At 63.7% G+C, this 24565-nt stretch carries 17 protein-coding genes; 2 read left to right on the forward strand and 15 right to left on the reverse strand.

Translation table 11 applies throughout. The features are described from left to right. Positions 1-8: 8 nt before the first annotated feature. Genes GWC77_RS04505 through GWC77_RS04535 form a run of 7 tightly spaced genes read right to left on the reverse strand, consistent with a single transcriptional unit; the run spans position 9 to position 9510 of the window. The gene (locus GWC77_RS04505) at positions 9-1271 is read right to left on the reverse strand and encodes an MFS transporter (protein WP_173255656.1); all 1263 of its coding nucleotides are present in this window, start codon (positions 1269-1271) and stop codon (positions 9-11) included. Beyond that, positions 1268-3193, reverse strand: a complete 1926-nt coding sequence (locus GWC77_RS04510) for an IucA/IucC family siderophore biosynthesis protein (RefSeq protein WP_173255657.1) — start codon at positions 3191-3193, stop codon at positions 1268-1270. Before GWC77_RS04510 ends, GWC77_RS04505 begins: the two co-directional genes overlap by 4 nt. A gap of 13 nt (positions 3194-3206) precedes the next feature. After that, complete coding sequence (locus GWC77_RS04515; RefSeq protein ID WP_367948995.1) at positions 3207-4349, reverse strand: NAD/NADP octopine/nopaline dehydrogenase family protein; 1143 nt, start codon at positions 4347-4349, stop codon at positions 3207-3209. A 20-nt stretch (positions 4350-4369) separates the two neighbouring features. Next, a complete protein-coding gene (locus GWC77_RS04520) occupies positions 4370-5419 on the reverse strand; it encodes a PLP-dependent cysteine synthase family protein (protein ID WP_173255659.1) in 1050 nt (349 codons plus the stop codon). After that, positions 5406-6845, reverse strand: coding sequence for a Y4yA family PLP-dependent enzyme (locus GWC77_RS04525; RefSeq protein WP_173255660.1), 1440 nt, complete (start codon positions 6843-6845; stop codon positions 5406-5408). The genes GWC77_RS04520 and GWC77_RS04525 overlap by 14 nt, the downstream gene beginning before the upstream one ends. Positions 6846-6865: 20 nt before the next feature. After that, positions 6866-9010, reverse strand: coding sequence for a TonB-dependent siderophore receptor (locus tag GWC77_RS04530; protein WP_254366804.1), 2145 nt, complete (start codon positions 9008-9010; stop codon positions 6866-6868). Between the two features lie 11 nt (positions 9011-9021). Beyond that, positions 9022-9510: a hypothetical protein gene (locus tag GWC77_RS04535; protein WP_173255613.1), complete on the reverse strand. Its 489-nt coding sequence runs from the start codon at positions 9508-9510 to the stop codon at positions 9022-9024. Between the two features lie 156 nt (positions 9511-9666). Between GWC77_RS04535 and GWC77_RS04540 the strand changes: the two genes are divergently transcribed. Continuing rightward, positions 9667-10251, forward strand: a complete 585-nt coding sequence (locus tag GWC77_RS04540; protein ID WP_254366805.1) for a hypothetical protein — start codon at positions 9667-9669, stop codon at positions 10249-10251. Between the two features lie 26 nt (positions 10252-10277). Then, positions 10278-10529, forward strand: a complete 252-nt coding sequence (locus GWC77_RS04545; RefSeq protein WP_173255663.1) for a hypothetical protein — start codon at positions 10278-10280, stop codon at positions 10527-10529. A gap of 74 nt (positions 10530-10603) precedes the next feature. On the opposite strand, the gene GWC77_RS04550 is transcribed toward GWC77_RS04545, so the two are convergent. From GWC77_RS04550 to GWC77_RS04585, 8 genes are all read right to left on the reverse strand, one after another. Next, positions 10604-11500 (reverse strand): endo alpha-1,4 polygalactosaminidase, encoded by an 897-nt coding sequence (locus GWC77_RS04550; RefSeq protein ID WP_173255664.1) that lies wholly within the window; start codon positions 11498-11500, stop codon positions 10604-10606. 11 nt (positions 11501-11511) lie between these two features. Then, positions 11512-12885, reverse strand: a complete 1374-nt coding sequence (pelG, locus tag GWC77_RS04555) for an exopolysaccharide Pel transporter PelG (RefSeq protein WP_173255665.1) — start codon at positions 12883-12885, stop codon at positions 11512-11514. Beyond that, on the reverse strand, positions 12885-14516 hold the full coding sequence (pelF, locus tag GWC77_RS04560) for a GT4 family glycosyltransferase PelF (RefSeq protein ID WP_173255666.1): 1632 nt from the start codon (positions 14514-14516) through the stop codon (positions 12885-12887). Before pelF ends, pelG begins: the two co-directional genes overlap by 1 nt. Beyond that, positions 14513-15550, reverse strand: a complete 1038-nt coding sequence (locus GWC77_RS04565; protein ID WP_173255667.1) for a lipopolysaccharide assembly protein LapB — start codon at positions 15548-15550, stop codon at positions 14513-14515. The genes pelF and GWC77_RS04565 overlap by 4 nt, the downstream gene beginning before the upstream one ends. Beyond that, a complete protein-coding gene (locus GWC77_RS04570; RefSeq protein ID WP_173255668.1) occupies positions 15543-16970 on the reverse strand; it encodes a PelD GGDEF domain-containing protein in 1428 nt (475 codons plus the stop codon). Before GWC77_RS04570 ends, GWC77_RS04565 begins: the two co-directional genes overlap by 8 nt. 24 nt (positions 16971-16994) lie before the next feature. Then, positions 16995-17546 carry a penicillin-binding protein activator LpoB gene (locus tag GWC77_RS04575; protein ID WP_173255669.1) on the reverse strand — a complete coding sequence of 184 codons (552 nt, stop codon included), beginning with the start codon at positions 17544-17546 and terminating at the stop codon, positions 16995-16997. Between the two features lie 68 nt (positions 17547-17614). Beyond that, complete coding sequence (locus tag GWC77_RS04580) at positions 17615-21529, reverse strand: tetratricopeptide repeat protein (RefSeq protein ID WP_367948996.1); 3915 nt, start codon at positions 21527-21529, stop codon at positions 17615-17617. Then, a complete protein-coding gene (locus tag GWC77_RS04585) occupies positions 21526-24252 on the reverse strand; it encodes a sugar ABC transporter (protein ID WP_254366806.1) in 2727 nt (908 codons plus the stop codon). Before GWC77_RS04585 ends, GWC77_RS04580 begins: the two co-directional genes overlap by 4 nt. Positions 24253-24565 lie beyond the last annotated feature (313 nt).

Below are 24565 nucleotides of genomic sequence, written 5' to 3' on the forward strand. Positions count from 1 at the left end.
TGAACCCGTTACTGTCGGACCGAAACCCGCGCACCTGCGACAGGATGCCGATCGCGCGAGAGCACGAGGATGACAGCCACGGCGAATGCGTAGGCCGCAGCCACGAAAAAATAGGTGTATCGCAAGCCCGGGCCGTCGCTCAACCAGCCACCCAGTGCAATGCCCGCGATCGACGCGAACTGAGTCGCGCTCTGCGCGATGCCGAGCACATACCCTTGATGAACCGTTCCGGCGGCGCGCGAGATCAACGACATCAGCACGGGCGTCGTTGCGCCGAGCAGCACCCCCCATGCGAAATGGATCGCCACAAAAACGGCGATGTGTCGCGTGAGCGCTGCGCTCAGCGTGAGGGCCATGCATGCGATGGCGACGAACGTCATGGCCCGCAGCGCCTCGCTGCGCATCCGATTCTCGAAGTAGCGGGCCCACAGCGCGGCGGAAACGACGAATCCGAACGACAGCATGCCGTAGCACAGGCCGACGACCCAGTTGTCCGCGTCGAATGTCGCACTCACATAAAGCGAGAACGGTGTCTGCGTGATCGTCCGGCTCACGAGCAGAATGCCCACGATACCGAGCAGGCCCGGAATCGGAGAGGCGCGCCAAAGAAATGCCGCGTTCGCCCCCGCACCGCCCGCCTGCGCCGGTACGGGAGAATCTGTCCGCGCGGGCTGCTGTGCGCGCAGGTCCGGCAGGACGATCGCGACGGCGACGGCACAACACAAGCAAAGCAGACCGGCGACGAAATTGATCCAGAAGAACGTCGCGTTATCGAGGATCAGCCCGCCGACGACAGCCCCCGTCAGCGAGCCGAGGTTCGTCGACACCTGCAGGTACGCGAAGAGCCGCGCGCGCCGCGACGGCGAAACGATACCCACCCCATAGGTCTGGGCCGGCGCAATATAGCCGGCGCACGCGCCTTGCACGAAGCGCAGCGCGAGGATCGCCCAGACATCGCTTGCCCATGCCAGCGCGAGCTGCGTCAATGCGAGGCCCAGCAACGCCCGGATCATCATGAGTTTGTGCCCGGTGCGATCGCCGATGCGGCCCCACAACGCACTGGTCAGCATGATGCCGAGCATCGGCCCGACATAGACGGCAACGCCCGCAAAGGCGAACTCGAGATTCGATGTACTGAGTGCCCTGAGACGAAGCGGCCAGAATGGGCCGCTCATTTCCATCGCACCCATGGAGATGAGCTGGATCGCGAACAGCACATGAATCAGCCGCGTGGCACGCGGCGGTGCAAGCGAGGCGCTGGCGTGTGTCATCGCTCGGTCCCGCGAAGCGCCGTCATCGCATGTCGCAATGGATTGGGCAGATGATGCTGAAGCCGATAGTCCGCGTATTTCAGCAGATGCATGCGCAAGACGGAGCGCGTCGGCCATGGATCATCGAGAAACGCGGTGCGCTCTGTCTCCCACAGCGTCGCATCGACTCGCGAGGCGAAGGCGTCGAACGAGCGAACCGTTTCCTCACGGAGGACCTCCCACAAGCGCGTGGGAGCCAGCCCATACTCGCGCGTGAGCAACAGCGCCATTTCGTGCAGATGACAGACGAAGCACGCATCGAGCACGAACGCACGCACGGGTTCGATATCGCCCTCGAAAACCGTGGGCAGGATGCCGGGATGCACATAGGGCTCGAGCGTGTGCCCGCGGGCGGCCAATAGCGGCGCGTAGGTGCGTCCGTCGCCGAAATCGCGAATCAGCAGGCGCTTCGGGGTGCCGTCAGCCTCGAACAGCACCGACGTGTTCTGCTGATGCGCTTCGAGCGCGATACCGTACAGCAGATAGATGCCGATCACCGGATGCGTGACGACATGCGCGTACTGCCTGAACCACGCTTCGACCGTTTCCGCCGTGGCGGGTCGGGCGTCGCGCGTTTCGATCAATTCGGCGGCGAGCGGCCGACCATCGATCGGCGACGCCGTCAGCAAGGACGCCACCGTGACCGGCAGCAGTCCGTCCGATCGCTGGAACGCCTCCTTGCTCGCGCGGAACGCGACCGACAGATGCCGTCCGGGCCGGTCCTCCTGCCGCACCGCATGCTTATAGTGAAACGCGACTTCTTCGGGAAAGATTTCGAGCGTTTGGTCGAAGCCCCGTTCGTCGGCCAGGATGCGCTGGATCAGCGTGCTGATGCGCGGCCCCATATGGATCGATTTCGCTTGCAGGCTGCGTTGCTCGCTCGTCAGCCAAAGTGCGACAGGCAGCTTGATGAACGGCACGGCACCCGGCAACCGCGGCATCATGGTGCGAAACGACATCGTCGGCCACGTCTCGATATCGGGGCCGTCGAGCATCAATATGCCCTCCTCGATCTCGGCCGCGTATTCCTCGTGCACGAAATGTTCGAGATGCCACGCGTGAATCGGCAGCGGCAGCCACGCACGCTCGTCGAGCCCCTTCTCGTTCAAGCCGTCCTTCCAGCGCGCCCAGACCTCGGGGAAGTTCTCGCCGAACCAATCGTGATAGCTCTCGACATGCGGCATCCGCTCGATATAAGCCATGTCGCCGCGCAGGGCGGCGATGCGCACTGCAACGGTGGCATTGAACTCGGGCGAAAGCGCCGCGACCTGCCGCGCATCGAGATCCGGTTTGCTCTTCCACGTGGGATAGAACGGGTGGCCTTCGAGCGCACCCCATTGGTCAAGCAATATCGCGGCATCGCGCACGCTGAGCTGCTTGCGAAGATAGTCGGTAAAGCCCGCGGCTGCGCTCGCATCGATGTCGGCGCGCAGATCGGCATTCCAACTGTCCCGGTGAATACGCGCGAGTGCGTCGTTCTCGATGCTGTTGGCGATGTCGCGCGCGAGCCCGGGCACCCCTTCCTCGCTCGGCGCGAAGTCGAAGTACGGCAGTAGCAGGTCGATCAACCGTGCCGCGCTGTCAATCTCCTCGCGCGTGCCGTCGGCACCGATCAACGTCACTGTGCCGTAATTGATGAACGTATCGGCCAATGCGGATTCGAGATTGCTGAAGAACAGCAGCGCGCGTGTATCCCAGAGCGGCAGCCATGCACTGCGGCCAACTGGCGCGAACACGAGTTTGTCCTTGGCGAGAATTTTCTCGGCAAAAAGGCAGCGCACTACGCGCCGCAGCGCATTGCGGCGCGCCAGATTCAGCGCCGTGCCACGACGCCCGGCATAACGGACATCGTCGGATTGCAATGGCGAAAGCGTGTTGTTCATGAAGTGTCCTGCGTCAGGCGGGCCAGGTTTCGGGAAAGTAGTCGAGCGCGGAGCCGCGTAGTCCACCCATGTAGGACACGCTCCAGCGAAAGACCTCTTCGATATGAGGCAGGCGAACGTCCAGGCGGCGGCCCATCTCCACCAGCAGCGCAAGCCCATAGGCCACGTCTTCGTGAAAGGCGCGATGCGTCCTGTCGATGACGTACCCCGGTCGATCGGACGCACGGATCAGCGGAGCCTGGATGCCGTCGTATGCCCGATTCGTGCGCAGCACCGACAGCATCGTGTCGCGATCGCGAATCTGCTGTTCGTAGGCCTCGACGATCTCCTGCTTCAAGGGTTTGACGGAAGAAAGGTCCACGCCCAGGCGGCGTTCGACGGTCTTGCACAGCAACTGACTCTCTTCGTCGCTGCGCTCCAGGAAATAGGCTCCGAGTTCTGGGCAATCGGTCCACCAGCAGATCGGGGCGGCAAACGTCTTGCCATGCCACTGCCCGTATGGGCCGATCAGCCCATAGATCACGGAGCTGTGCATGATCGGATTACCCGGCGTCAGCGTGATCTCGAGATAATCGTCGAGCAATTCGACAGGCGCCGCATAGAGGCGCCGCAAGTGCGCCAGCAAGGCACGTCGCGACGCATCGCTCTCGCGTGCGTGCGTCGCGACGTAGAGCGCGCTTTTCGCGCCCCCCATGCGGACGGACTCGCCGGGCTGCAGATCGGACGCGATATGCGCGACATCCTTCATTCCCCAAATGACGACGTTGGGGCGCTCGCCGAAGGCGCGCTCGGCGAGCCAATCGAAGCCGCAAAAGCCGGGGATCGCGCCGACATATACGGGCTTGTCCGTTGGCAGATGCGGCGCGATCGCCCGCACGAGTGCCGGCCGCACATGCGCCGGTACCGTCACGATGACGATGTCGGCGCCCGGGAGCACCGTGGCGGGGTCGCGCGCGACGGCATCCAGGCGAGCGCAGCATCGGGTGCCATCCGGCAGCACTGCGACGATGCCGTTCTCGCGCTCGCGAGCGCGCGCGATCGCATGCTCGTTGTTCGTCAACAGCGCCACGCGCACACCGGGGATCTGCTTGAACAGCACCGCCGCGAGATGCCCGGTTCGGCCGCCGCCACAGACCACCACGTTCAGAGTCGACACGGGATTCGCCTCGCTCGCCGTCATGCGGCCTGCACCGCGTGCAAACGCGGAATGTCGCGCGGCAGCTCGGCTGGATGTTCCTGTCCAAGCCAGCCATCGAGCTGATCCCAGACAGCGGCGTCGAGCAGATTGCGCTCCCTGAGCCACGTCTCGTTGAAGACCGTGTTCAAGTATTTCTCGCCGCCGTCAGCCACCGCGGCCAGAACGTTGCCGCCGATCGTTCCGCTATGGATCAGTTCGAGCGCTTTGTAGATCACACCGCCCGTCGAGCCGCCGACCAGCAGCCCCGTGCGTCGCGCCATATAGCGGGCGGTCTCGAAGGCTTGCGCATCGCCCACTTGCACGCCCATGTCGATGCAGCTGTAATCGAGTACGAGTCCGACCGTATCGCCGGCCGGTGTGCCGGTGCCCGATTGATAGTACGGGTGCCCCGGCTGGCCGAAGACGATCGATCCCTCAGGCTCGACGGCGATGGTCGTCGTACGCGGGTTGTGGACTTTGAGCCCGCGCGCGATGCCGGTCATCGAACCACCCGTCCCGACACAACCCACATAGGCATCCACGCCGCCCACCTCGGCGACGACTTCCCTCACGAACTCCGAATATCCGCCTGCGTTGGCCGCGTTATCGGATTGATTCATGAAGACGGCGCCGGGGATCTGGCTCGCTACCTCCGCGGCCATACGCTGGCGCTCGACCACCGCGACTTCGTCTTCGCGGTACGTGCCTTCGACATAACGAATCTCGGCGCCCAAAGCTCGCATGACGGCAATCTTGTCGGGCGCCGCATGATGATCGACGATGGCGACGAAGCGCAGACCGAACTCGACGGCGGCGATGGCCAAGCCAATACCCGTATTGCCCGAGGAGGACTCCACGACGACGCCACCCGGGCTCAGCCGTCCCGATTTGAGCGCGGCGACGATCATGTTGCGCGCCATGCGGTCCTTGATGCTGCCGCCGGGGTTGTTCTTCTCGATCTTGAGCAGCAGCCTTGCCTGCCGGGCTGGAACAGAAATGCTCAGGACTGGTGTGTTTCCGATCAGGTCGGTGACTTTATTCAAAATCATTCCGATTCTCCATTCGATCGTCAGGTGAAATGTCCATGCCGCCCGTGGCGTCAAATGCCACAGCAATCCGGCGCGGCATGGGATGGCGGTGAAATTCGTTTTCGAGCAGATCCATCTGGTAGCCGGCCGTGTTGGCATAGACCAGCAGATCCCCGGCTTGGGGTCTTCTCGAAAAATGAATGAGGCGATTCGTCAAGACGTCTTCATCGAGACAGCTGTGTCCGGCGATCCAGGCGCGCACCGGTGCGGCGTTCCGCGTTTCATCGTTGCGGGGGTCCACCGATACGACGATCGGATCGACCAGGAACTCTGAGCCGAACCACGTTTCGCAAGCGCTGAAGCTGCTGCCTTCGACGAAGACGACGGCCTCGCCCGCCGCCCGCGCCTTGACACGGTTAATGCGAAAAATCGATACGGCCGTCTGGTCGGCCAGGCTTCTTCCCGGCTCGATCGCCAGCGTCAGCCCTTGGGCATTCAGATACCGTGCGATCGACATACCATCCATGCAGGGCGAGCCGAGCAGCCGGTCCAACCACTCGCAGGCACCGATCGGCCCGCCATAGGGATAAAACGATGCGGGGATCGTGCCGTTGCGGTAGTGACTCGGGTCCTGCGCGCGAACGAACGCTTCGTATTCCTCACTATCGACGTATCTGATGGGCATTCCGCCGCCGATATCGACGATCTTCGGAACGAGGCCCATCGCGCGAGCCGCCTCGACGAAACGAACGAGTTGGCGCATGGCGCTGGCCCGCGTCTCGTAACGATATCCACCGAGATGAAAATGAAAGCCCTCGAAAGAAAATGAATTGCGTTGTAGAGCCAACCGCTGCATGCAGGCGAGCAAATCCGCCGCGTTCATGCCGAAGCGGCTCGCCGGCGCTTCTTCAGGGCGATAGCGCAGCAGTACGCGCGCGGGCCGGTCGGGTTCGATCTCGCGGACGATCGTTTCGAGGTCCGCCAACTCCTCGATCGAGTCGACCGATATCAACGCTGCATTGGCGACCAGTGCCATGTGAAAGACGCGTGTCTTCGCCGGGCCCGTCGCACACAACTGGGCCGGGTCGATCCCAGCGCGCAGCGCATCGCGCATTTCGTAGAGGCTCGATACGTCCATCCCGATGCCTGCGTCGACCGCCGCACGCACGAGTGAGCGCGACTTGTTGACCTTCGCGCCGTAAAGAATCTCGAAGCGCAGATCGTGCCGGTGCAGCACCGCTCGAAACGCGTCGACGTTGCGCGCGAGCGCGTCCGGTACCACGACGTTGAGCGGCGAGCCGTACTGACGCGTCATATCGACCAGCGCTTGCGGCGCGCCGTGCACGAGACGTTCGAGCGACGGCGCCAGAATGGGACGCAGCGTGGCAGGTTCGAACACCTGAACGCGTTTCGTTCCGACTTGCCGGTGCGAGCGATGAGTTTGCATCCTTATTCCCTTCGCCGTGATCAGAAATCCACGGTGGCGGAGGCGAACAGCGTTCGCGGCGCGCCCAGCGAGATCGTGCCGAAAGAGGCGACGCCGGACCAATACTTCCGGTTGAAGGCATTCAACAGGCCGGCGCGAAAGGTGGTGGTTTTACCGTGAATGGCTGTCGTATATCGCGTGCCGAAATCGACCGTCGTCCAGCCCGGTACCGACTGCGTGTTCGCTTGATTCACGTACTCGCGCCCAGTGAAATTCACGCCACCCGTGAGCGTCAGGCCCGAGACCCACGGCAGATCCCATTCGGCGCCGACATTCGCCATCCAGGTCGGTACACCCACGGGCCGATTGCCCGTCGTCGCGGCGCTGGCGGTCTTGGTCAGCTTCGCGTCGAGCAGCGTCGCGCCACCGAGCACGCGCACGCCTTTGATCGGCTCGCCTGCTACGGTGAGCTCGAGCCCTTGGTTGCGCTGCTCGCTATCGACGGTAAACACCGTTCCTGACAATTGACCGCTGGGCTTCGTGATTCGAAATGCCGCGAGCGTCGCCATCACGTTCTTGAAGTCGACTTTCACGCCGACCTCGTGCTGCTTCGTCTTGTACGGCGCGAACACCTGACCCGCGTTCGAAGCGGCAGCCGGCGCAATGTCGCCCTTGCTGAGCCCTTCGATATAGTTCGCGTAGAGCGAAACGTTCTGCGCGGGTTTGAAGACGATCCCCACCAATGGCGTCACCGCACTCTTGTCGTAGGACGTCGTCTTCGCGCCAGTGGCTGCGCTGAAGTTGTCCGACTCGACTTGCTGATGGCGCACGCCCGCCGTGAGCTGGACCCGATCGTTCAAGATGCTCAGCGTATCCGCGAGTGCCACGCCCGTCAGTTGCGACGACGAGACCTTCGGCGCACTCGACGGCGAAGCGATGGCCTGAGCCGGGCTCGCAACGGGCGAATAGATATTCGAGAGAATCGCGGTGCCGGAATTGCTCGTCTGCGCGAGACGATCCTGATAGAGACTCGCCTGCAGCGTCAGCGCATGCTTGACCGGACCCGTATCGAAGTGGGCGCGTAAGCCCGTGTCGGCGCTCCAGCGGTTGACCTGGAATTTCCAGTTCTGCGGCGTCGAGCGAGTATCGCCCGCGGCATCGACGATCGTCGGCGTCTGGTCAGACAGCCGTGCAACGTCGGTCTTGGCGCCACCGGCGTCGGCAAACACCGTCACGTTGCTGTTCACGTCGTATTCGGCGTGCAACAGCGTGGACTGATCGTAGGATTTCAACCAGCTCCACGATTGCGTGACGTTGCGCCGACCGTCAGCGGCAGACGGCACCGCGATGCCCGAGGTCACGAGGAAAGGCCGTGTGGGTGCATCGATCCATTGATATTGCTCGATGACATCGAGCGTCGCCCGGAAGCGCTCGCCCTGATAATCGAGCGACAAGGCGCCGACGTCCGCGCGCGAACGCTGGTTATCGAGCGGTGTGCTGCCTTGGCGATGCAGCCCGTTGAAACGAATGCCGAACTGCCGTTCGCTACCGAACCGCCGGCTCATATCGATATGGCCGCCCACCTGGGAATCGGACGTGTAGTCTGCGGTGAAGCGCGTGAGGTCTTTCGCGAGCGGCCGCTTCGGCACGATGTTGACGACGCCCCCGACCCCGCCGTTCGGCGACATGCCGTAAAGCAGCGCCCCCGGACCCTTGAGCACATCGACACGCTCGACGTATTCGGTGAAGACGTGATAGTTCGGCACCACGCCATATACGCCGTCGAATGCGAAATCGCTCAGATTCCCTTCGTTGACTGGAAAGCCGCGGATATAAAAGGAATCGGTCACACCGCCCGTTTGCCCGGTGAAACGAATCGACGGGTCCTTGTTCAGCGCATCGCCGAGGGTGGGCGCCTGTTGATCGTCCATGCGCTGCGACGTGTAGTTGCTCACACTGAACGGCGTATCCATTGCGCTTTTGTTGCCGAGCAATCCCAGCCGCCCGCCCTGGGCGATCTGCCCGCCCGCGTAGGGTTTGACGGGTTCGTCTACCACTGCGTCGGTCTTGACCACGACCGCAGGGAGCGTGTTGCGCGAATCGCTCGGGCTCGTCGCCGAGTCCGCGGATGCCTGGGCGCAGGCGACGGTACTGAGGCCCGTCGCCAACAAACCGGCAAAGGCCATGCGTACCGCGATCAATAAAGGTTTGAGAGCAACGGAAGACGGAGCGGCAATCGGATAAACAGACCGAACGGCAGCACTGCAAGGCCGAAATGACATGATTGTTCGACGGTGTTGTTGTTGAGCGTTGACGAAACGTGCTCTGGCTCGAGCTCGCTTATCGTTAACCTTAACGCAAATGAGAATGACTCGCAATACCATTTATATGTTTTTGGAGCGTCTGCCGAGCAGGGGCTCGGCGATGCGTTTCGCACTGCCGGTGCATTTTTCGCGCTGGCGACTGAGAAGACAGCCATCACGGCTAAAAAAACGCTTTCAATGTGAATGCCATCGGAGAGCGTCGCCCCATGCCCATCCCTTCCCCTGAGCGCAGGCCATGCTCCGGTCACGCAGTTCAGCCGAATGCGGGCGACGAGGGGCCAGTGTCGAATCAGACCGCGCCGATCGCTGGGGCGTCCGGCCACGCCGAGATTCCCCCTGGCCTGCGCGAGCTTGCCGAGCATGCACGCGCCGCAGGCGGAATACCGCCACGTTCATCGGAAGTTGTATTCGCGGCGCCCAGATCGCCATCGCAATCGCAGCACCCTGGGACCACCGGCGCGGCGGCGAGACGAGCATCGACGACATACACGGTCACGTCGCCGAATGACCTGCGTGCGTTGCTAGACTCTCCGCAATCCGAGACGGTCGATACGCTGATCGTCGAAGGCGCGTTCGACGATCGCGATTTTTCGCTTTTCCCGAGATCGGTGCGTCATTTGACGCTGGATATCGTACAAGGCGTCACGCCGGCCGCGCTGGCGTGCCTCGAAGCGCTCGCACTTCGATCGTTGACCGCGCACCCACGCACTCGGGTCGGCGACGATGGCGCGATCGTTCTAGGGCGGCACCCGACGCTCGAATCGGTGATCCTGACCGCGAACGGCATCGGCGATCGCGGCGCACAGGGGTTGTCTCCAAGCGCTACGCTGCGTTCGGCCGACCTGTCCGAGAACTGCATCGGCGACCGGGGCGGAGTCGCATTTACGCAGAGCGCATTGGAGGAGATATTGTTTTACGACAATGAACTAAGCGCCAAAACCGCGGCGGCGTTGATAAGAGAAAGCCGGGCGATCGCCCTCGCCTTTGGCGGCAACCCTATCAGAGAGGCGAGCGAAATTGCGTTTGAAGTCTCGCGAAATACACGGCTGAAGTTTTTCATGCCACGAACTGCCGGGTCGGGAATGCCGAACTCGGCGCGATAGCGGCGAACCGGAGCATCGAGGCGCTGGTGCTCGACGGGAATCTATTCGATATCTCGGGACTTCAAATGGTCGCACCGAACAGGATGCTCAGATCTTTGAAGGTGGCAGACAACGACCGGCTTCGTGACGACAGTGCGATCCTGCTCTCCCGCATGACATGGCTGGAAGAACTGGATGTGGGGGACATCGAGTTTGGCGTCGACGGCTTTCTCGCGCTGGCGGTGCTGCATCGTCAGGGCGTTCGGGTCGTAGCTGACTGGCCTGAGGGATTGCCGTGATCGCGCCTGCGTGCACCCGTGATCGCGCGCCGAGCACCTTCGACATTTTGCGAGGCTTGGTCTGAGCGCCGGGGCTACCGCGCCCCAGCCTCACCCGGCCCCACACCGACCGTCTGCAATCCCCCATCGGTCACGTAGGGCACGAAACCATCGGCCGCGATTTTCCGCGCGATTTCGCGGCAGCGGGCCGGCTCCTCAGGGGGGCAGTAATCGATCGAGACGACAGGCAATCCGTATCGATCGCGAACCGCCCTCGCCTGTCCCAGCAGCCAGTCCCGGTCCACCTGGGGCACCTCGCCATACTGGCGATTGCCTTGATCCCAGCGGCCGTAAAGCGATTCGAATGCCACCGCCGAAACGAGATCATGCACCTCGGGCAATATTTCAAAGCCACGATTCAAAATCAAATGCGCATCGGGATAGCGCTTCTTGATCGCACGAATCACTGCGACGAGACCGGCGCGCTGCCGCGTGCGGTCATGCTCGTTCTTGGCAATCAGTTGGTACGAGTCGAGCGTATCGAGAAAAAAGCCTCGAAACCCGCGTTGCGCGAGCGGCGTAATGACGTGTCTGACGAAGAATGCAGGCCACCCGCGCGCCGACTGATCGACTATCGCGGAGTCCCAGTCCTTGTTGCGCCCGGTCAGCCAACGTCGCGGCATGGCGGAAAAATAACTGCGATTCGCCAATACCTCCCCGACGCTCACATACGCGAACCATTGCGGCCCAGCGCTGGCATGCTCTCGCGGGTCGAATGCCGCATCGGGCTCGACCACCACCACATCGAAATGCGAGAGTCGATCGACCGGCACACGATCGCCGTAAAAAAACGCCACCGAATCGAAGCGCGGCTCGCCGCCACGGCGATCCTCGGCGTGTGCCTGACGCGTCGGTGCAAGCGTGAGTGCCGCCATGAACGAAACGAGCACCGCCAACGCTCGCGTCAGCCCTCGATTGACCCGTCCCGGCATGAACCCTCGCCTCAATTACGCAACATGTATGTCTCGTACTCGAGGCGGCCGAAGATGCGATCGAGCGCGAGCACGGACACGGCAACCAGAATCAGCAGCGTCAACGCGAACCCATAGCCGTAATAATCGGGCGCCATCCAGAGCGTGATCGCCGTCAGCGTCCCGTTGAGCGCCACGAATGCAACACAAATGCGCAGCACGACACGGCGCTCGTCGAGATAGAACAGCACATTGAGGATGCCCAGCAAAAGAATCTGCAGGCTCGCCGCAATGACGTCGATGAGCAGCAACGGCATGTAAAGCGTCGAAATATGCAGCGCCTGAAGCAGACGCGGCCCGAACACCGCAACGAAGAGCAGCACGACCGTCTGGATCTTTACGATTTCGAACAGGCCCGCTCGCACGCTCGTCACCATCATGTCGCGCATATCGTTGATATGCCTCAGCGTCGCGCCGCGTCGAACAGCTTCATAAAACGCATCGTAGTATTCAACGAAATCGGCTTCGATGCGCACGAGAAACGCCGCCATCCCCGGCATGACGCAAATATAGGCCATGAACACGGGAATGTCATAGATCACCGACGCATGCAGCGGACCGATGACTTGCGCGCCGGTACTCGGCGCATACCAGAACATGAACTTGTCGAGCCAGACGCCGACGTTGAAGCACAGCCCGACGAGCGCAAGGCTCGGATACGCGAAGCGCCGGTCCAGCATCTCGAACGAAATGAACCGGGGGCTGCGGTAGTTGCGATAAATGAGGCCGGACAGTCCGGCCAGCAATACAACGTGCCCCGCCACGAAGCCGCCCAGCAGCCCCGAGATACCTTGCCGATTGAGCAGCAACGAAAATACGACGGTACACGCGTAACCGAGGACGAACACGAACAAGATCTGCCGGTACTGCTTGACGCTCGACAGGAAAATGACGGCCACCCAGATATTGCTGATCACCACACCGCCCGCCACCATCAACATCCGATAAGCGAGCGGCTCGCCGCGAAACGCGAGGCCGACAGCGAGCAGACCGACCAGACCCGACGCCGCGCTCGAGAGAAGCACCACGCCGTTATACGTCGATAGCACGAGATCGTCGCGCTTTTCGAACAAGCGATCGGAGATGAAGCGCGTGAACGAAAGCTGCAACGGCCCCGTGACGATCAGACTGCATGCGATCAGATACGTGACCGAAACCTGGAACTGCACGATCGCGTAACGCGGAATCGTGTAGCCGACGCTCATCAGGCCAATGATCAGAATGCCCAGAATCGACAGAATGAGCGGACCCGAGCTGATCAGACCCGCGTAGGCATATGCCCGCGCCGCACCGGCGAGCGTATCGCCCTTCAATATCTTGCGCAGTTCGAACCCGATACCAGCCATCAGCGCGCTCCCGGTGTCGACGAAGTGGACGATGGCGCGTGAGCCGCGCCGCCCGCATGCATCGGGCAACCCTTGGCTTTGTCCAGCCTCCGTCGCTCGCGCTCCGGCAGGGCGCGCAGCTTTTCATATAGTGCGCGATATCGCTCGATCATCTTCTCTTTGGTATAGAACCGGTGCACGCGAGCGATGGCCGCCTGCTGCGCACGCTCCCATTGCGCCTCGTTGCCCAGCATATCCAGCACGGCCTGGGCGAACGCCGCTGGATTGGCGATCGGCACGATCGCACCGGCGGCGCCGAGCGCGGCATCTTCGGCTCCGTCGCCCTCGATCAATTGACGGCATGCGCCGACGTCGGTCGTCACGGCCGGCACGCCCGCGGCGAACCCTTCGAGCACGACGAGCGGTAGCGCCTCGCTGATCGACGTGAGCGCGATCAGATCGATCGACGGCAGCATCTCGTCCATGCGCTTGAACCCATGAAACTCGATACGATCCGCCAACCCGAGGCTTTGCGCGAGCGCGCGGCACTCCTCGGCATAGTCGCGGTCCTCTTCTTCCGGGCCGACGATCCACGCGACGATGTCGGGCATCGTGCGCGATGCAATGAAAATGCCGCGGATGAACGTCTTCACGTCCTTGATCGGCACGACGCGCCCGACGAGCGCGACGACACGCCGCTTACCCGGCGTACGGCGCTCGACCAACGTCGAAAGAGACTTCACATCGACGCCATTCGGGATGTTTTGCGTAATCGCCGCGTTGGCACCGTCCGCGATCTGGCGCTTTCGATTGGCTTCGTAAAGCGCCACGATCTCATCGGCCGCATCGTACGACAAGCGTCCGAGCGCTTCGAAAAAGCGCACCCACAGCTCGCGGAAATAGCTGATCTTCGAGACGTCCTTTTCGAACGCGCCGCGGTTATCGCTAATCCAATCGCTTTGCAACAAGTCGATCTTGCGCTCTTTCGTGTAGATGCCGTGCTCGGAAACGATCAGCGGACGCCCGGTCCGATGGTGCAGCAACGTACCGAGAAAACCGGCATAGCCGGTCGATATCGTGTGGTAGATACGTGCCGGCGGCAACGTGCGCGTCATTCGCTCGAGCTGCCACAGCGGCTGGTGCATGATCCGCACCGTCCAGAAGTAATCCGTGAACGACGGGTCCGTGCAGTTTTCGCGATATTGATCGACGATGTAGTTCCAAGCCGCGCGGCTCGACAGAAACGCCTTCTCGTTGAGCGGGCCATCGTCGCCAATCAGCTTCGCGACCTCCGTCATCAGCGCCGTGCCGTCCGCCGCGTCCGCCGAACGCCACGCCGCGTGCAACCGCGCGGAGTGCGCGAAAGCGTCCGCATCGCCTGCGATTTCATGAGCCGTCTCATGATCGGCAGGCTTTTGCTCGTAGAGGAACTGCTCCGTGAAGTGAACGACGTTCTCGGGCAACGCAAATGCGGGATCGCCATAATCCTCCCTGCGGCTGCCGATGAATGCGATCGCAAAGCGAATATCGGGAAACGCGCGGATCATGCCGTCGACCCAGCTCGACACCCCTCCGCGGACATAGGGAAACGTGCCTTCGAGCAACAGGCAGACGTCGGCATCGGCCGCACGACGAAGCAATGACGAATTCATGTTGACCAGTAGCGCACGAGGGGTTTGAGTATCGGTACGGCCGCCGTATTGCCGAGCGAACCCAGCAGCTCGGAGACGCGCGCATATTCGCCGCGCAGGTAGGCGATTTCGGCGAGCCACGGCACGAGCCGCTCGCGCGGGAACCCGCGCGTCTGTGCCCAGTCGATGTAGCGCCCCGCTTCTTCCGCATTGTTGCTGACGAGCGCGACGCGGCCACGAATCAACCAGAGCGCGGCGTCGCTGTCGTCTATGGCCAGCGCCGCCTGAGCATGTTGATCGGCCTGTGTCAGCGTATGGCGGTAAACCGGTCCGTGCACGAGGTTCTGATAAATCAGTTCGAAGTAGAGCTCGGCCAGTTGGCGGTGCATGACATGACGCTCATGCCGTGCGTCTTCAGGCGTCCGCTCGAGCAGCTTCGTCGTGCGAAAGATCTGCTGCATGATCTCGTTCTCCGCACGATCGAGCGCCCCATAGGCAATGAGGCGAACGTCTTCGATCGGATCGGCGAGCAACTCGCGCAACAGCGCCCCGGTGGTGCGCGTCGGCATACCCTGAATCGCCACGAGTGCCGACAACCTGTCTTGCGCGGCGACGTGCGTATTGACGAGACGGGCCTGCAAACGGGCGCCGCCGCCATGCGAGACGCGCGAGATCAGATAGGAAACGAACTGCGGGCGCGCCACTTCGCCATAACGCCGCGAGTTGTCCTCGGCCGGAAAACAGGCCGCCCAGACACAGCCCACGAGCACCACGAGGCCGCCGAGCACGGGCACGAGCGAACATGCGAGCCACAGCCACAACAGCGTCCAACCGCGCGGTTCGCGATAGGCGTCCGGCAGGATCGCACGCACGAGCCAGGCCTCGACGATGCCGAATCCGAACGTGAGCGCGACCAGCGTAAGAAACGGATCGGGCAGCACGGACAGGCTCTGGCCGTCCGCAATCACGCGCCAGCCCAGGAAGAACTCGAGCGCCGCCGTCACCGCCAGTGCCACGGCGCAAAGCGTGCGCGAAAGGGAAGTGGTCTTAGCCATCGATGCCGCTTCGCTTCAAAAAGCGCGCGAGCGCGCGGCCCGGTTCGCCGTCGGCAAGATGCAGCGTATGCACGCCGATGCGCGCCGCCTCGAAGTCGACGCGGAACTGGGCCTCGAGGCTGCCCTCGATGCGCGCGAGGTAGCCGTCGACACCCGTGCCGTCGGTCGCCGGCATCAGATTGACGATGACGGATTCGTTAGGGGTTCTGAGCGGCCAGATCAGATCGAGCGAACGCCGGCGGCGCAGCACGTGTTCATAGAGCGAATCGCCGGCTTCGTCGCGCGGAAACACCAGTGCGACGAGCGACGATGCAATCCCGCACTCGCGTTCGAGCCGCGAAAGCCGCGCGAGCTCGAGCGCGAAATCGACCGGGCACGCCGGCACGTCGCGCAACACGCTATCCACGAGCGTCACATGCTCGACGCCATCGGCGTAGTAGCCGAGCATCACCAGCAGCAACTGAAGGTTTTCGAAGTTCAGCGAAAGGAACGGCATCCGCTTGATCACGAGCATCGCAGGCATGCTGCCGTCGGCCGCTACGAGCGGCGCGCACACGACGAGCCCGGTCCGGGTCACGGCGTTGTCTTCGTTGCCGTGCACATGCGCGATGTGCTTGCTCTCGAGCGCGCGCACGAGCAACGGATCGTGCCCATCGAGCTCGAACGAATCGCCGATCGTCGCAAGCGGCCGACTGGCCAGATGCCCCTTTTCGACCGGATAAAGCGCCGCCACGTCGATCTGGCAGGCCTGTGCCACGAACTCGAGCAGCGCTTGCGCACCGACGATCGCCGCGTTTTTATCATCCGTAGCGGCCGGCCGGGCCATCTCGCCCTCGGCGCTGCGCGTGACCGACAGGCGTCGGAGTTCGGTGATGGCGTCGCGCAGTGTAGTCGGCTTGGTCAACAGATCTTTTTCGAGCCGCTCGTGCGACAGGCGCATCAAGTAGTGGCTGTTCGTCAACGCGACCAGACGATCGTTCAGGTAATCGTTGAGCGCACTGGCGCGCGCGGCGCGATTGCCCCAGGTATCGCCGAAGTGGCCCGCGACGATCGTTTGGACGAGACCGCCCAGTAAAAACGGCGTCTGCCAGGCGGCTCCGAACGTATGCGCGTCGAACATCGCGGCCCCGGTCACCATTGCGCCGCCCAGAAGGCCGAGCAGCGTGCCATAGCGCAATGCGACGATGAGCGGCGCGATCCACAGCCAGCCGAAGCCGGTATGGGCAAGCAACGGGTCCTCGGGCGCGATGACGCGCGCAAGGACCAGCACCACGAGCATGAACGCGACCGTCTCCACGATCGCGAGCGGCCGCGCGACGGCCGGTGCGACGAAGCGGCGGAAACGCCCGAGATTCCCGAAGGGGTTCGAATGACGCGGCTTCGATGAGTTGCCCGCATGCGATGGGCTGACGGTGTTCACGATCGGCTCCTGATCCGTGGGGACTTACGAACGCGGACGCAGCGCAGAGAGCAAGCCGCCGATCAACGTCGACGCTACACCCGAGAGGCTCGAGCGGCTCCATCCCGTGCGTGTACCCGTCGCACTCCAGACCACGCGGCCCGAGGCGGCATCGATGAGCTCGAGCGTCACGCCGGCAACGGGCTCGCCGTCCACGCCGGTCTTGTAGCGCCACTCTTCGACGGCACCGCTCAGCACATACTTGACGTGCTGCTCACGCGCCCAGGCCAGCTTCTTATCGCCATTCTCGCGCTGTGCGGTGTCGAACATCGCGCTCGACGATTCGTCCGCCGGGGCAATACGCACATCGCTCCATCCGTTCGTGCGCAGCACGCCCGCCGCGATAGCCGCCGCGTTGCCGCCCGCCGCCGGCGTTTCCGTATAGTTGACCATCGGCACGACCGCGATCGAATCCTGCACGCCGAGTGCCGGCGCAGCGGTTTGCCTGATCGAGCTGCATGCGCCCAGCGCGAGAACCGACATCGCGAGCGAGACGATCCACTGCACCGAACGACTCCACCGTTTGTTGTTGCTCATCGAATGACTCCTTGTTGACTCTGTTGACTCTGCTTGATTCGAAACCGCTTGCCGGATCGATGAAACGATCAGTAAAACCAGCTGTAACGCGCGCCGATTTGCGTCACCGGCGTGCCCTGCCGGGACACGCGCTGATGCTCGAAGAAGAGCGCGGCGTGATCCCCGCCGAAGACCGACCCCGCGAGCCCGATACTGCCGCCCGGCCCCCATCCCTGATTCGAATCGTGCATGATGCCGACATCGAGGAACGGTCGCCATGCGCGCGTGTACCGCGTACGCAAGTCGTCTCCGAAACCGAAGAAGAGCCCGTACTGCGTATACGTCTGCGGCATCAGATCGCTTGCCGTGACGGGCCGATTCGCGATCGGCACGAGCCTAGTCACGAGATCGTCGGCGCTGCCGCCCGCGTGATAGTCGCCGTGCGCGCCGACGAGACGCACCGTGTAATCGGGGTAGTTCGTGCGAATGCGGTAGCTGAGCTCGCCCGAGGTCAGTAACCCGCTGCCCAGATAGTTGCGGCTCTGGCTGTAAAAACGGCTCGCTTCCACGCTACCCGTCATCGAAATGCGCTGCGTCAGGCGCCACGTGAAATCGCCGATCGCATTGTCTTTCATGCCGCCCACGAACAGCAGCTGATTCTCGTCGACAGTCTGGTTGCGTCCGAGCCGCAAGCCGACCTCGAGCGGGCCGTTGCGGCCGGCCTGCGCGGCAAGCTGCAGCGTATAGAAACTGTTGAGCGCCTCGCGCCGGCCACCCGTGACCGCGAACATGGTATCGAGCGTCTGTCTGCGCAGGCTGAACGCGATCGAGCGCTCGGTGCTCGGAACGTTCACGAGTTGACTCTGATCGGTCGATCGCATGAAGCGCTGCACACCCTCCACGCCAACCATGTATCGGTCGGAAAGCTTGCGGCTCGCCGCGAGCGTCTGTTCCACATAGTCGAGCGGATGCTCCACGTGGTTCGTGACCGAGGCATCGATCGATTGCGGCCACGCCAGCATCGTGTCGACGAGGCGCGTGTGTAGTTCGTCGTCGGCGGGTGCGCCTTCGAGACCGGCAAACGCGAGTTGCTGCGCCTCGCCCGGACGATCGATCGCCGATGCCGCGTCGATCCGCTCATAGAGCGGCAAACGCGAGCGCGCTTCATCGAGCAAGCGCTTCATCTGCGCTTCGTCGTTGTCGGCCAGCGCAATCGCGAGTTGCGAATCGGCGGGCTGCGACAAGCGTGCCGCATACTGCTGGGCCAGCCAGCGCTTGGCTAGCGGATTGGCCTCGTGCGACAACGCCCAGGCAATCGCCACGTCCTTCGCGACGGCATGACGCAAGCGCGTGTTGTGGGCGAGTTCGCGCCGATCGAGCGTACCCGGGCCCGGCAAACCGTCGACCGTCCCCAAAAGCGAACGCGACGCTTCGGGCACGTTGTTACGCTTGTCGCCAGAGAGCAGATCGTCGAGCATGGCCAGCGATGCATCGCCGGTCGCGAACGTGGTCGACAGGGCAACGCGTCGCCCGCGAAGCTCGTCGACGACCTCGGCCGGCTGCGCGCCGCGCGTCGCGCGCGTCGACTGACGCGCGCCGTTCGGACCGCCCGTTACGTTTCGATCGCGCGCCAGTTGCAGCCAGACTTTATGCCGGATGGACCATGCCAGGTCACTGCGCCCGGCCATTTCCTGCGCATCGGCATACGTCAGCAACCACAGCGGATCGCGCGAGAGCGAGGCGGACTGGCGCCGCAGATAACCGAGCGCGACAACGGGCTTGTGCAACCGCATCGCCGCAGCGGCCAACGGTCCCCAGATCGCCGCGCTCGTGTCTTCGCTGCCCTGCATACGCCGCAATGCCTCGGCGACTTCCGCGTCGGAACCGTAGTCGACGAGCATCCACAGATAAGCGGAACGCGTATCGCTGTTGGCACCGGGCAAGCTCAGCGCGGCACGAAGATCGGAGATTGCCTCGCCGGGCCGTCCGGTCAGACGGTAATACTCCGCGCGCGCGCTCAGTACGGCGGGCGAGGCCAGCACCGCTTGCCGCTCGCTCGCGTCGAGGCTCGCGAACAGTTTCTCGATGCGATCGGTCGCGCCGGCTTCGGTGTAGTAGTAGATCGCGTCCTGCAACGCGAGCATGCTGTGGTCGCGCCTGAAACGCAGCTCGGCGACACGCGCCGCGTCGATCGGGTATGGTTCGTAGAAATGCGTCATGTCGCCGAGATCGTCGGGCGTTGCGGCTTTGCCGGCCAACAGGTGGCGGTAGGCCAGATTCGCCTCGTCGTCGCGCTTGACGAGGCGCGCGAGCTCGCCGTAATTGCGCCAGTAGGCCGCATCATTGTCGGTTGCGGCCGGGCTCGCGGCACGCAACGCCGAGAACGCGCCACGGTAGTCTCCCTTGCGATAAAGCACGCTCGCCGTTCGCAGCGCAGCATCGACATCGCGAGGCCGATGAGCCTGTGCGGAACGATAAGCATCGAGCGCGAGCTCGTCATGACCGGCGCGCTCGGCCAACTGCCCGATCCTCATATCGAGCGCGTCCGCGTTCTTGCCCCGCGGCAGCGAACGCAAAAAGGCAATGGCTTGATCCGGACGCCCGAGCCGTTCGAGCGTCGAGGTCACCGCGTCGACCTTCTTCAGATCGCCGGGCGCGGCCCGTGCATCGCGTTCGGCGGCCGCAAGATACGCCTCGTCGTCATTGAGCATGGGTGCCATGCGCAGGACGTTGCCCCACGCGGCGGGGTCGTTGCTGATGCGTGCGTACGCGAGCCATGCATGCAGCGCGACCGAGGGATCGCGATTCCATTGCGCGGATTGCGCAAGACGCTGCGTCCACAACGCCGAACCCGGGTTGCGTTCGACCTGCGCTTTCGCGAGCTGCTCGGCGCTGGCCATATCGCCCGCTTCGACGAATGCACCATACGCGACGTCGGCGGGGCTGGGCTTGGCCTTGTTCGCATGCGCGTTGTCAGCCGCCGGAGCGGGGGCGGTCGCTGCGATACGAATCACGCCATAGCCATCCATTTGCTTGCCGCGCACGACAGCCACTGCACGTGTGGACCATTGCGCGCCACGTGCCGGCAGCGGCCCGTCCATATACGCGTAGGCACGCTGCTGCGGGACGCCGCGCGTCGGCGCGCCATCCGCCTTCGCATACTTCGCGAGCATTTTCGCGAAGCGATCGACCGCATCGGGGCGGTTCGCGGCCCGCGCGAGATTGACGAGCTCGACGAGGGTAGCCGGATCGTCGGCAAGCGAGCCGAGATGCGCCTCGGCCGCCGCCACGGCGTCATCCATCAGATTCCCGGCCCGCAACGCGCCGATCCCCGACAGGAAGCAGCGTCGCGCATCGTCGCGATCGCGTGCGGCATCCTGCTTGCGGAACCATGCGGCGGCGGCGAGGCGGTATTCGCCGCCTTCGAGCGCATACCGCGCGACATAGGTATCCCATTGCGGCCGGCCCTTGGAGTCGGCGTTCGACAACTGTGCATAGAGCTGCGCCGCAAGCCGCGGATCGCCGGATGCGGCGGCGCGCGTCGCCAGCCAGGACAAGTCCTTCTGTGCACGAGCGACCTTGGCCGCCGCGGCAATGCGGGCCCGCCACTCCGCCAGTGCGGTCGGACGGCGTGCATCGGCACTGCTCAGCGCAAAATAGCGCTGCTCGGCGATCGCCACGCGCACGAATGCCGCGGTGCGGTGCGCATCGTCGGAGCGCAGCGTGTCGAGGCGCTCGGCCATGCGCTCGGCATCGTCGACACGGCCCAGGTGCGCATATTGCGAGGCGAGCACCGTCATGAACGTCTCGTTATCGGGCTGTACGCGCGACCACGCCTCGAGATAAGCGACGCTGAGCGAACTCGGCGAACCGGTTGCTTCGACGCGCTGCCGAATATCGCCTCGCGGTGTAACCAGGTAGAGTGCGCCGAGGACAGCGCCGCTCAGCAGCGCGATCAGCCAGGCCGGAGCGATGCGCGGCGGATGAGCGTTCGTGGTGCTCACTTGAGGCCACCTCGCTCGCAGTCGATCTCGACAGGTCGATAAGTCACGTGCGATCCCTCGACAGCGGGTACATCGAAACGGAGTTCGCCCGCGTTGCCGCTCGCAGCGACGGGCTTGCCGCCGACACGCACACGGCATGCCCGGGCATCGGCGAGCTTCACGAACGGCTGGTAGTAGCCCCCGAACTCGAAAGCCATACCGTGAGCAGTTCGAACGAAGTGCCGAACGAAACCGTTGGCCTGCTCGATATAGGGAGTCGCCTCGCGTGCCGCGCCGTCGAACGTGATCACCGCGGCGCCGTCGTCGATATGGACGTACGTGCCGTCCGGCCCCGGAGCGAAGCCCGTGACGCCGGGCGAGCGGCCGATATCGGGCCGGCTGTTGCCGGGCCAATGCACCTCGCGAACGGCGCCGTTGCCGCGCACGACCCACTGGTCGCTGCCCGGCACGATGCTGCGCGCCACGGCAAACGTACGCCAGTCGAGCACTTTATCGGTGTAGTCCGTGATATGCACAGGCAGGACGGGCTGCTTGAGGACAGCCGAGAAGATCTCGTCGAGCGCACGCAAGGACGCGATTTTCGTGCCGCTATACATGTGGAAGTAGACATCGATCGGCTTGAACCGCAGCGGACGCTCGGTCATATCGTAGGTTTCGAGCACGCGCGTAAAGCCATAGAACGGCCCGAGCCAATCGTTCGTATAGACATTCTCGTCCTGGTTCGGCGCATAGATCTGATACGCTCCGGGACCCTTGTCGACGCCGATCGGCGCGATATTCGTCCAGCTGTTGGCGCGCTTCGTGATGACAGTGTCCCCGCCGTTGATATTCGCAACGCCGGCCGCGGCCACCTTCTGTACGACGATCGCGGGGGGCTGGCAATTGCCGGGCCACTGCAGCACCGCCGTCTTCTTTCCCGGCGGCGCGAGCCGTGTGTCGATATAGTCGATCGAGCCGCGAATCTCGCGATCGATGTTGAACTTATAGTGGGGAATATCGAGCGAGAACGCCGTGTCGCCGCCGCCGCGGTCGACGCGCGTACCCGTTTTCGCATCGACGAGCGTCCAGTCGAACGGGTGCGAAAAGGTGTGGGAGCCGATCTCGACATAGGGCAGCGCGAACATCTTGCGCGCGATGGCCTCGAGCCGCGGCGATATCGAGGGATAGCGCCCGGCCGGGCCGACCTCGCCCTCGATGACCGAGAGCGTCATCGGGACGCGATAGCGTGTGAAGACCCTGTCATAAAGCGCATCGCCCGAGTACTCCGCGCCGGGAAACTCGGCGCGCGAAGCAAAGCCGTCCCCGTCCACGTGCACCATGAACAATCGCCGGCCGTTCTCGGTGGTGACGCTCGGCGAAGGGATGGACCGCAGGCGCAGCGCCGCCGTCAAAAACGCTATCGGCTGAATCGCCCAGCGCTCCTGGTCGATGCCATTGAGCGGCACCACGGTGTAGGGGCTCAACGCGAAGCCGCCCCATGGGGTGATTGCTGCCTGATCGACGATCTCGCTGCCTGCCCGGGCGCGCAACAGCGAACGGCTGTGCGTACCGGCCTTGATGCCGGCAACATCGCGCGCCTCGAGCCCCGGGTCGATTTCGAAGCCGATCATCGGATCGCGTGCAACCACGTCGACATGTCCGGCGAACGGGCCCGCGACGGGGCTCAGGTCGAGTTTGGCGCCGTCGTCGCCGGCCGCGTCGAAGCCGAATTGGCCGAGCACCGCAACGGGCACATGACTCGCGATCCGCGCATCGAGCCAGCGGCGCCAGGCATCGGCATCGCGCACACCGGCGCCCTCGAACCAGGCAACGACGCCCGCATAGCGGTCGGGCGTCACGTTTTCCGGCAGACGGGCGTCGTTGACGTTCGCGTATTCGACGTCGTAACCCAGGTAATTGAGCGGCGTGGCCAGATCCCGCACACCGGGCGAAAGATCGAGCGGTGCATCAGGCGCGGTGTCCTGAATGACGAGTACTTTGCGCGGCACGACTTCGATGGCGCCGATCCCGACGACATCGCGCGCCTGATCCGTGACATACGGTGTGACGCCCGTGGCCGCGACCTGCGCGGCCGTGGCACGGCTGCACTCGCGGTCCGTGCGCGGGCAGAATTCGAGCGAGACGACAGGCACGCCGCTCGCACGCATGAACGCCTGCGCCTCGGCTACGCGGCGGCTTCGTTCGGATTCCGAAATATCCGTCGAGCGCACGTTGTCGTCGTCCCAACCGCGTACGAGGGGGCCGCCGACGACCGCATAAACCATACTCCCATGCGGCGTCGCGGCTGCCAGGCCGTCAGGGCCGCCGATCAGCAGGCGGGCCTCGGGATGGGCCGACCGTATTGCATCGAACGCAGCGATCGCGGCCTTGCTCTCGAGCAGGAAGCCTCGATAGCCGCGCGCCCAGAGTGGCGCGATTTCGCGTGCCGCGAATTCGGCCGGCTCGCCGGCGGCCGTCGCGGTGACGCGCGCGACCCAGACGGTGTGCTCTAGCGGATGCGCTGACGGCGAGAAGCCGGACGAAGGATCGACGACGACCGCATCGAACGCCTGCAAGGCATCGACGGGCAAATGCGCGCCATTGAAAAAGGCAACGTTGACGGACGGATAAGGCGAGTGCGCGCTGACATTGGGCCCGGCCGCGCCGGCGCTCGCCGAAACCGCGCTCGCCGCCAAACCGGACGCCAGAATGAAAGTCGCCGTCAGCCCGCGCAAGCCACCCATTGCCGAGCTACGCTTCGGTGCGCGGCCTCCCGCACCCTTTCTCCGCCGTGTCTTCAACGCTTGCCCCGTAGCAATTTTTTGCGAAGCGGGCCCTGACACGCGCTGGTCCGAGCGCATCAGCCTGCAGCCCTACCCAATTCCATTTTCACAGACAACAAGGCTCCCCGCGGAGCGCCGGAAGCGCTTGCGCATCCAATTGGAAATCCGGAGGAATGTGTTTCCCGCGAGCAAGCAACGGCTCCCGTCGCAAGGAGGGTCAACCAGTCAGCACCAGAATCGGGCAGATTCTAGCCGACATTCATCTTAAAAGTAA

The sequence above is a fragment of the Paraburkholderia sp. NMBU_R16 genome (assembly GCF_013282575.1).
Lineage (GTDB): Bacteria > Pseudomonadota > Gammaproteobacteria > Burkholderiales > Burkholderiaceae > Trinickia.

Coding starts and splice junctions, on each gene's coding strand:
- GWC77_RS04535 (WP_173255613.1), bottom strand. CDS start 9,510: ATGCTCGGCAAGCTCGCGCAGGCCAGGGGGAATCTCGGCGTGGCCGGA.
- GWC77_RS04525 (WP_173255660.1), bottom strand. CDS start 6,845: ATGCAAACTCATCGCTCGCACCGGCAAGTCGGAACGAAACGCGTTCAG.
- pelG (WP_173255665.1), bottom strand. CDS start 12,885: ATGGCTGGTATCGGGTTCGAACTGCGCAAGATATTGAAGGGCGATACG.
- GWC77_RS04575 (WP_173255669.1), bottom strand. CDS start 17,546: ATGAGCAACAACAAACGGTGGAGTCGTTCGGTGCAGTGGATCGTCTCG.
- GWC77_RS04510 (WP_173255657.1), bottom strand. CDS start 3,193: ATGAACAACACGCTTTCGCCATTGCAATCCGACGATGTCCGTTATGCC.
- GWC77_RS04505 (WP_173255656.1), bottom strand. CDS start 1,271: ATGACACACGCCAGCGCCTCGCTTGCACCGCCGCGTGCCACGCGGCTG.
- GWC77_RS04585 (WP_254366806.1), bottom strand. CDS start 24,252: ATGGGTGGCTTGCGCGGGCTGACGGCGACTTTCATTCTGGCGTCCGGT.
- pelF (WP_173255666.1), bottom strand. CDS start 14,516: ATGAATTCGTCATTGCTTCGTCGTGCGGCCGATGCCGACGTCTGCCTG.
- GWC77_RS04530 (WP_254366804.1), bottom strand. CDS start 9,010: ATGGCCTTTGCCGGTTTGTTGGCGACGGGCCTCAGTACCGTCGCCTGC.
- GWC77_RS04550 (WP_173255664.1), bottom strand. CDS start 11,500: ATGCCGGGACGGGTCAATCGAGGGCTGACGCGAGCGTTGGCGGTGCTC.
- GWC77_RS04565 (WP_173255667.1), bottom strand. CDS start 15,550: ATGGCTAAGACCACTTCCCTTTCGCGCACGCTTTGCGCCGTGGCACTG.
- GWC77_RS04520 (WP_173255659.1), bottom strand. CDS start 5,419: ATGATTTTGAATAAAGTCACCGACCTGATCGGAAACACACCAGTCCTG.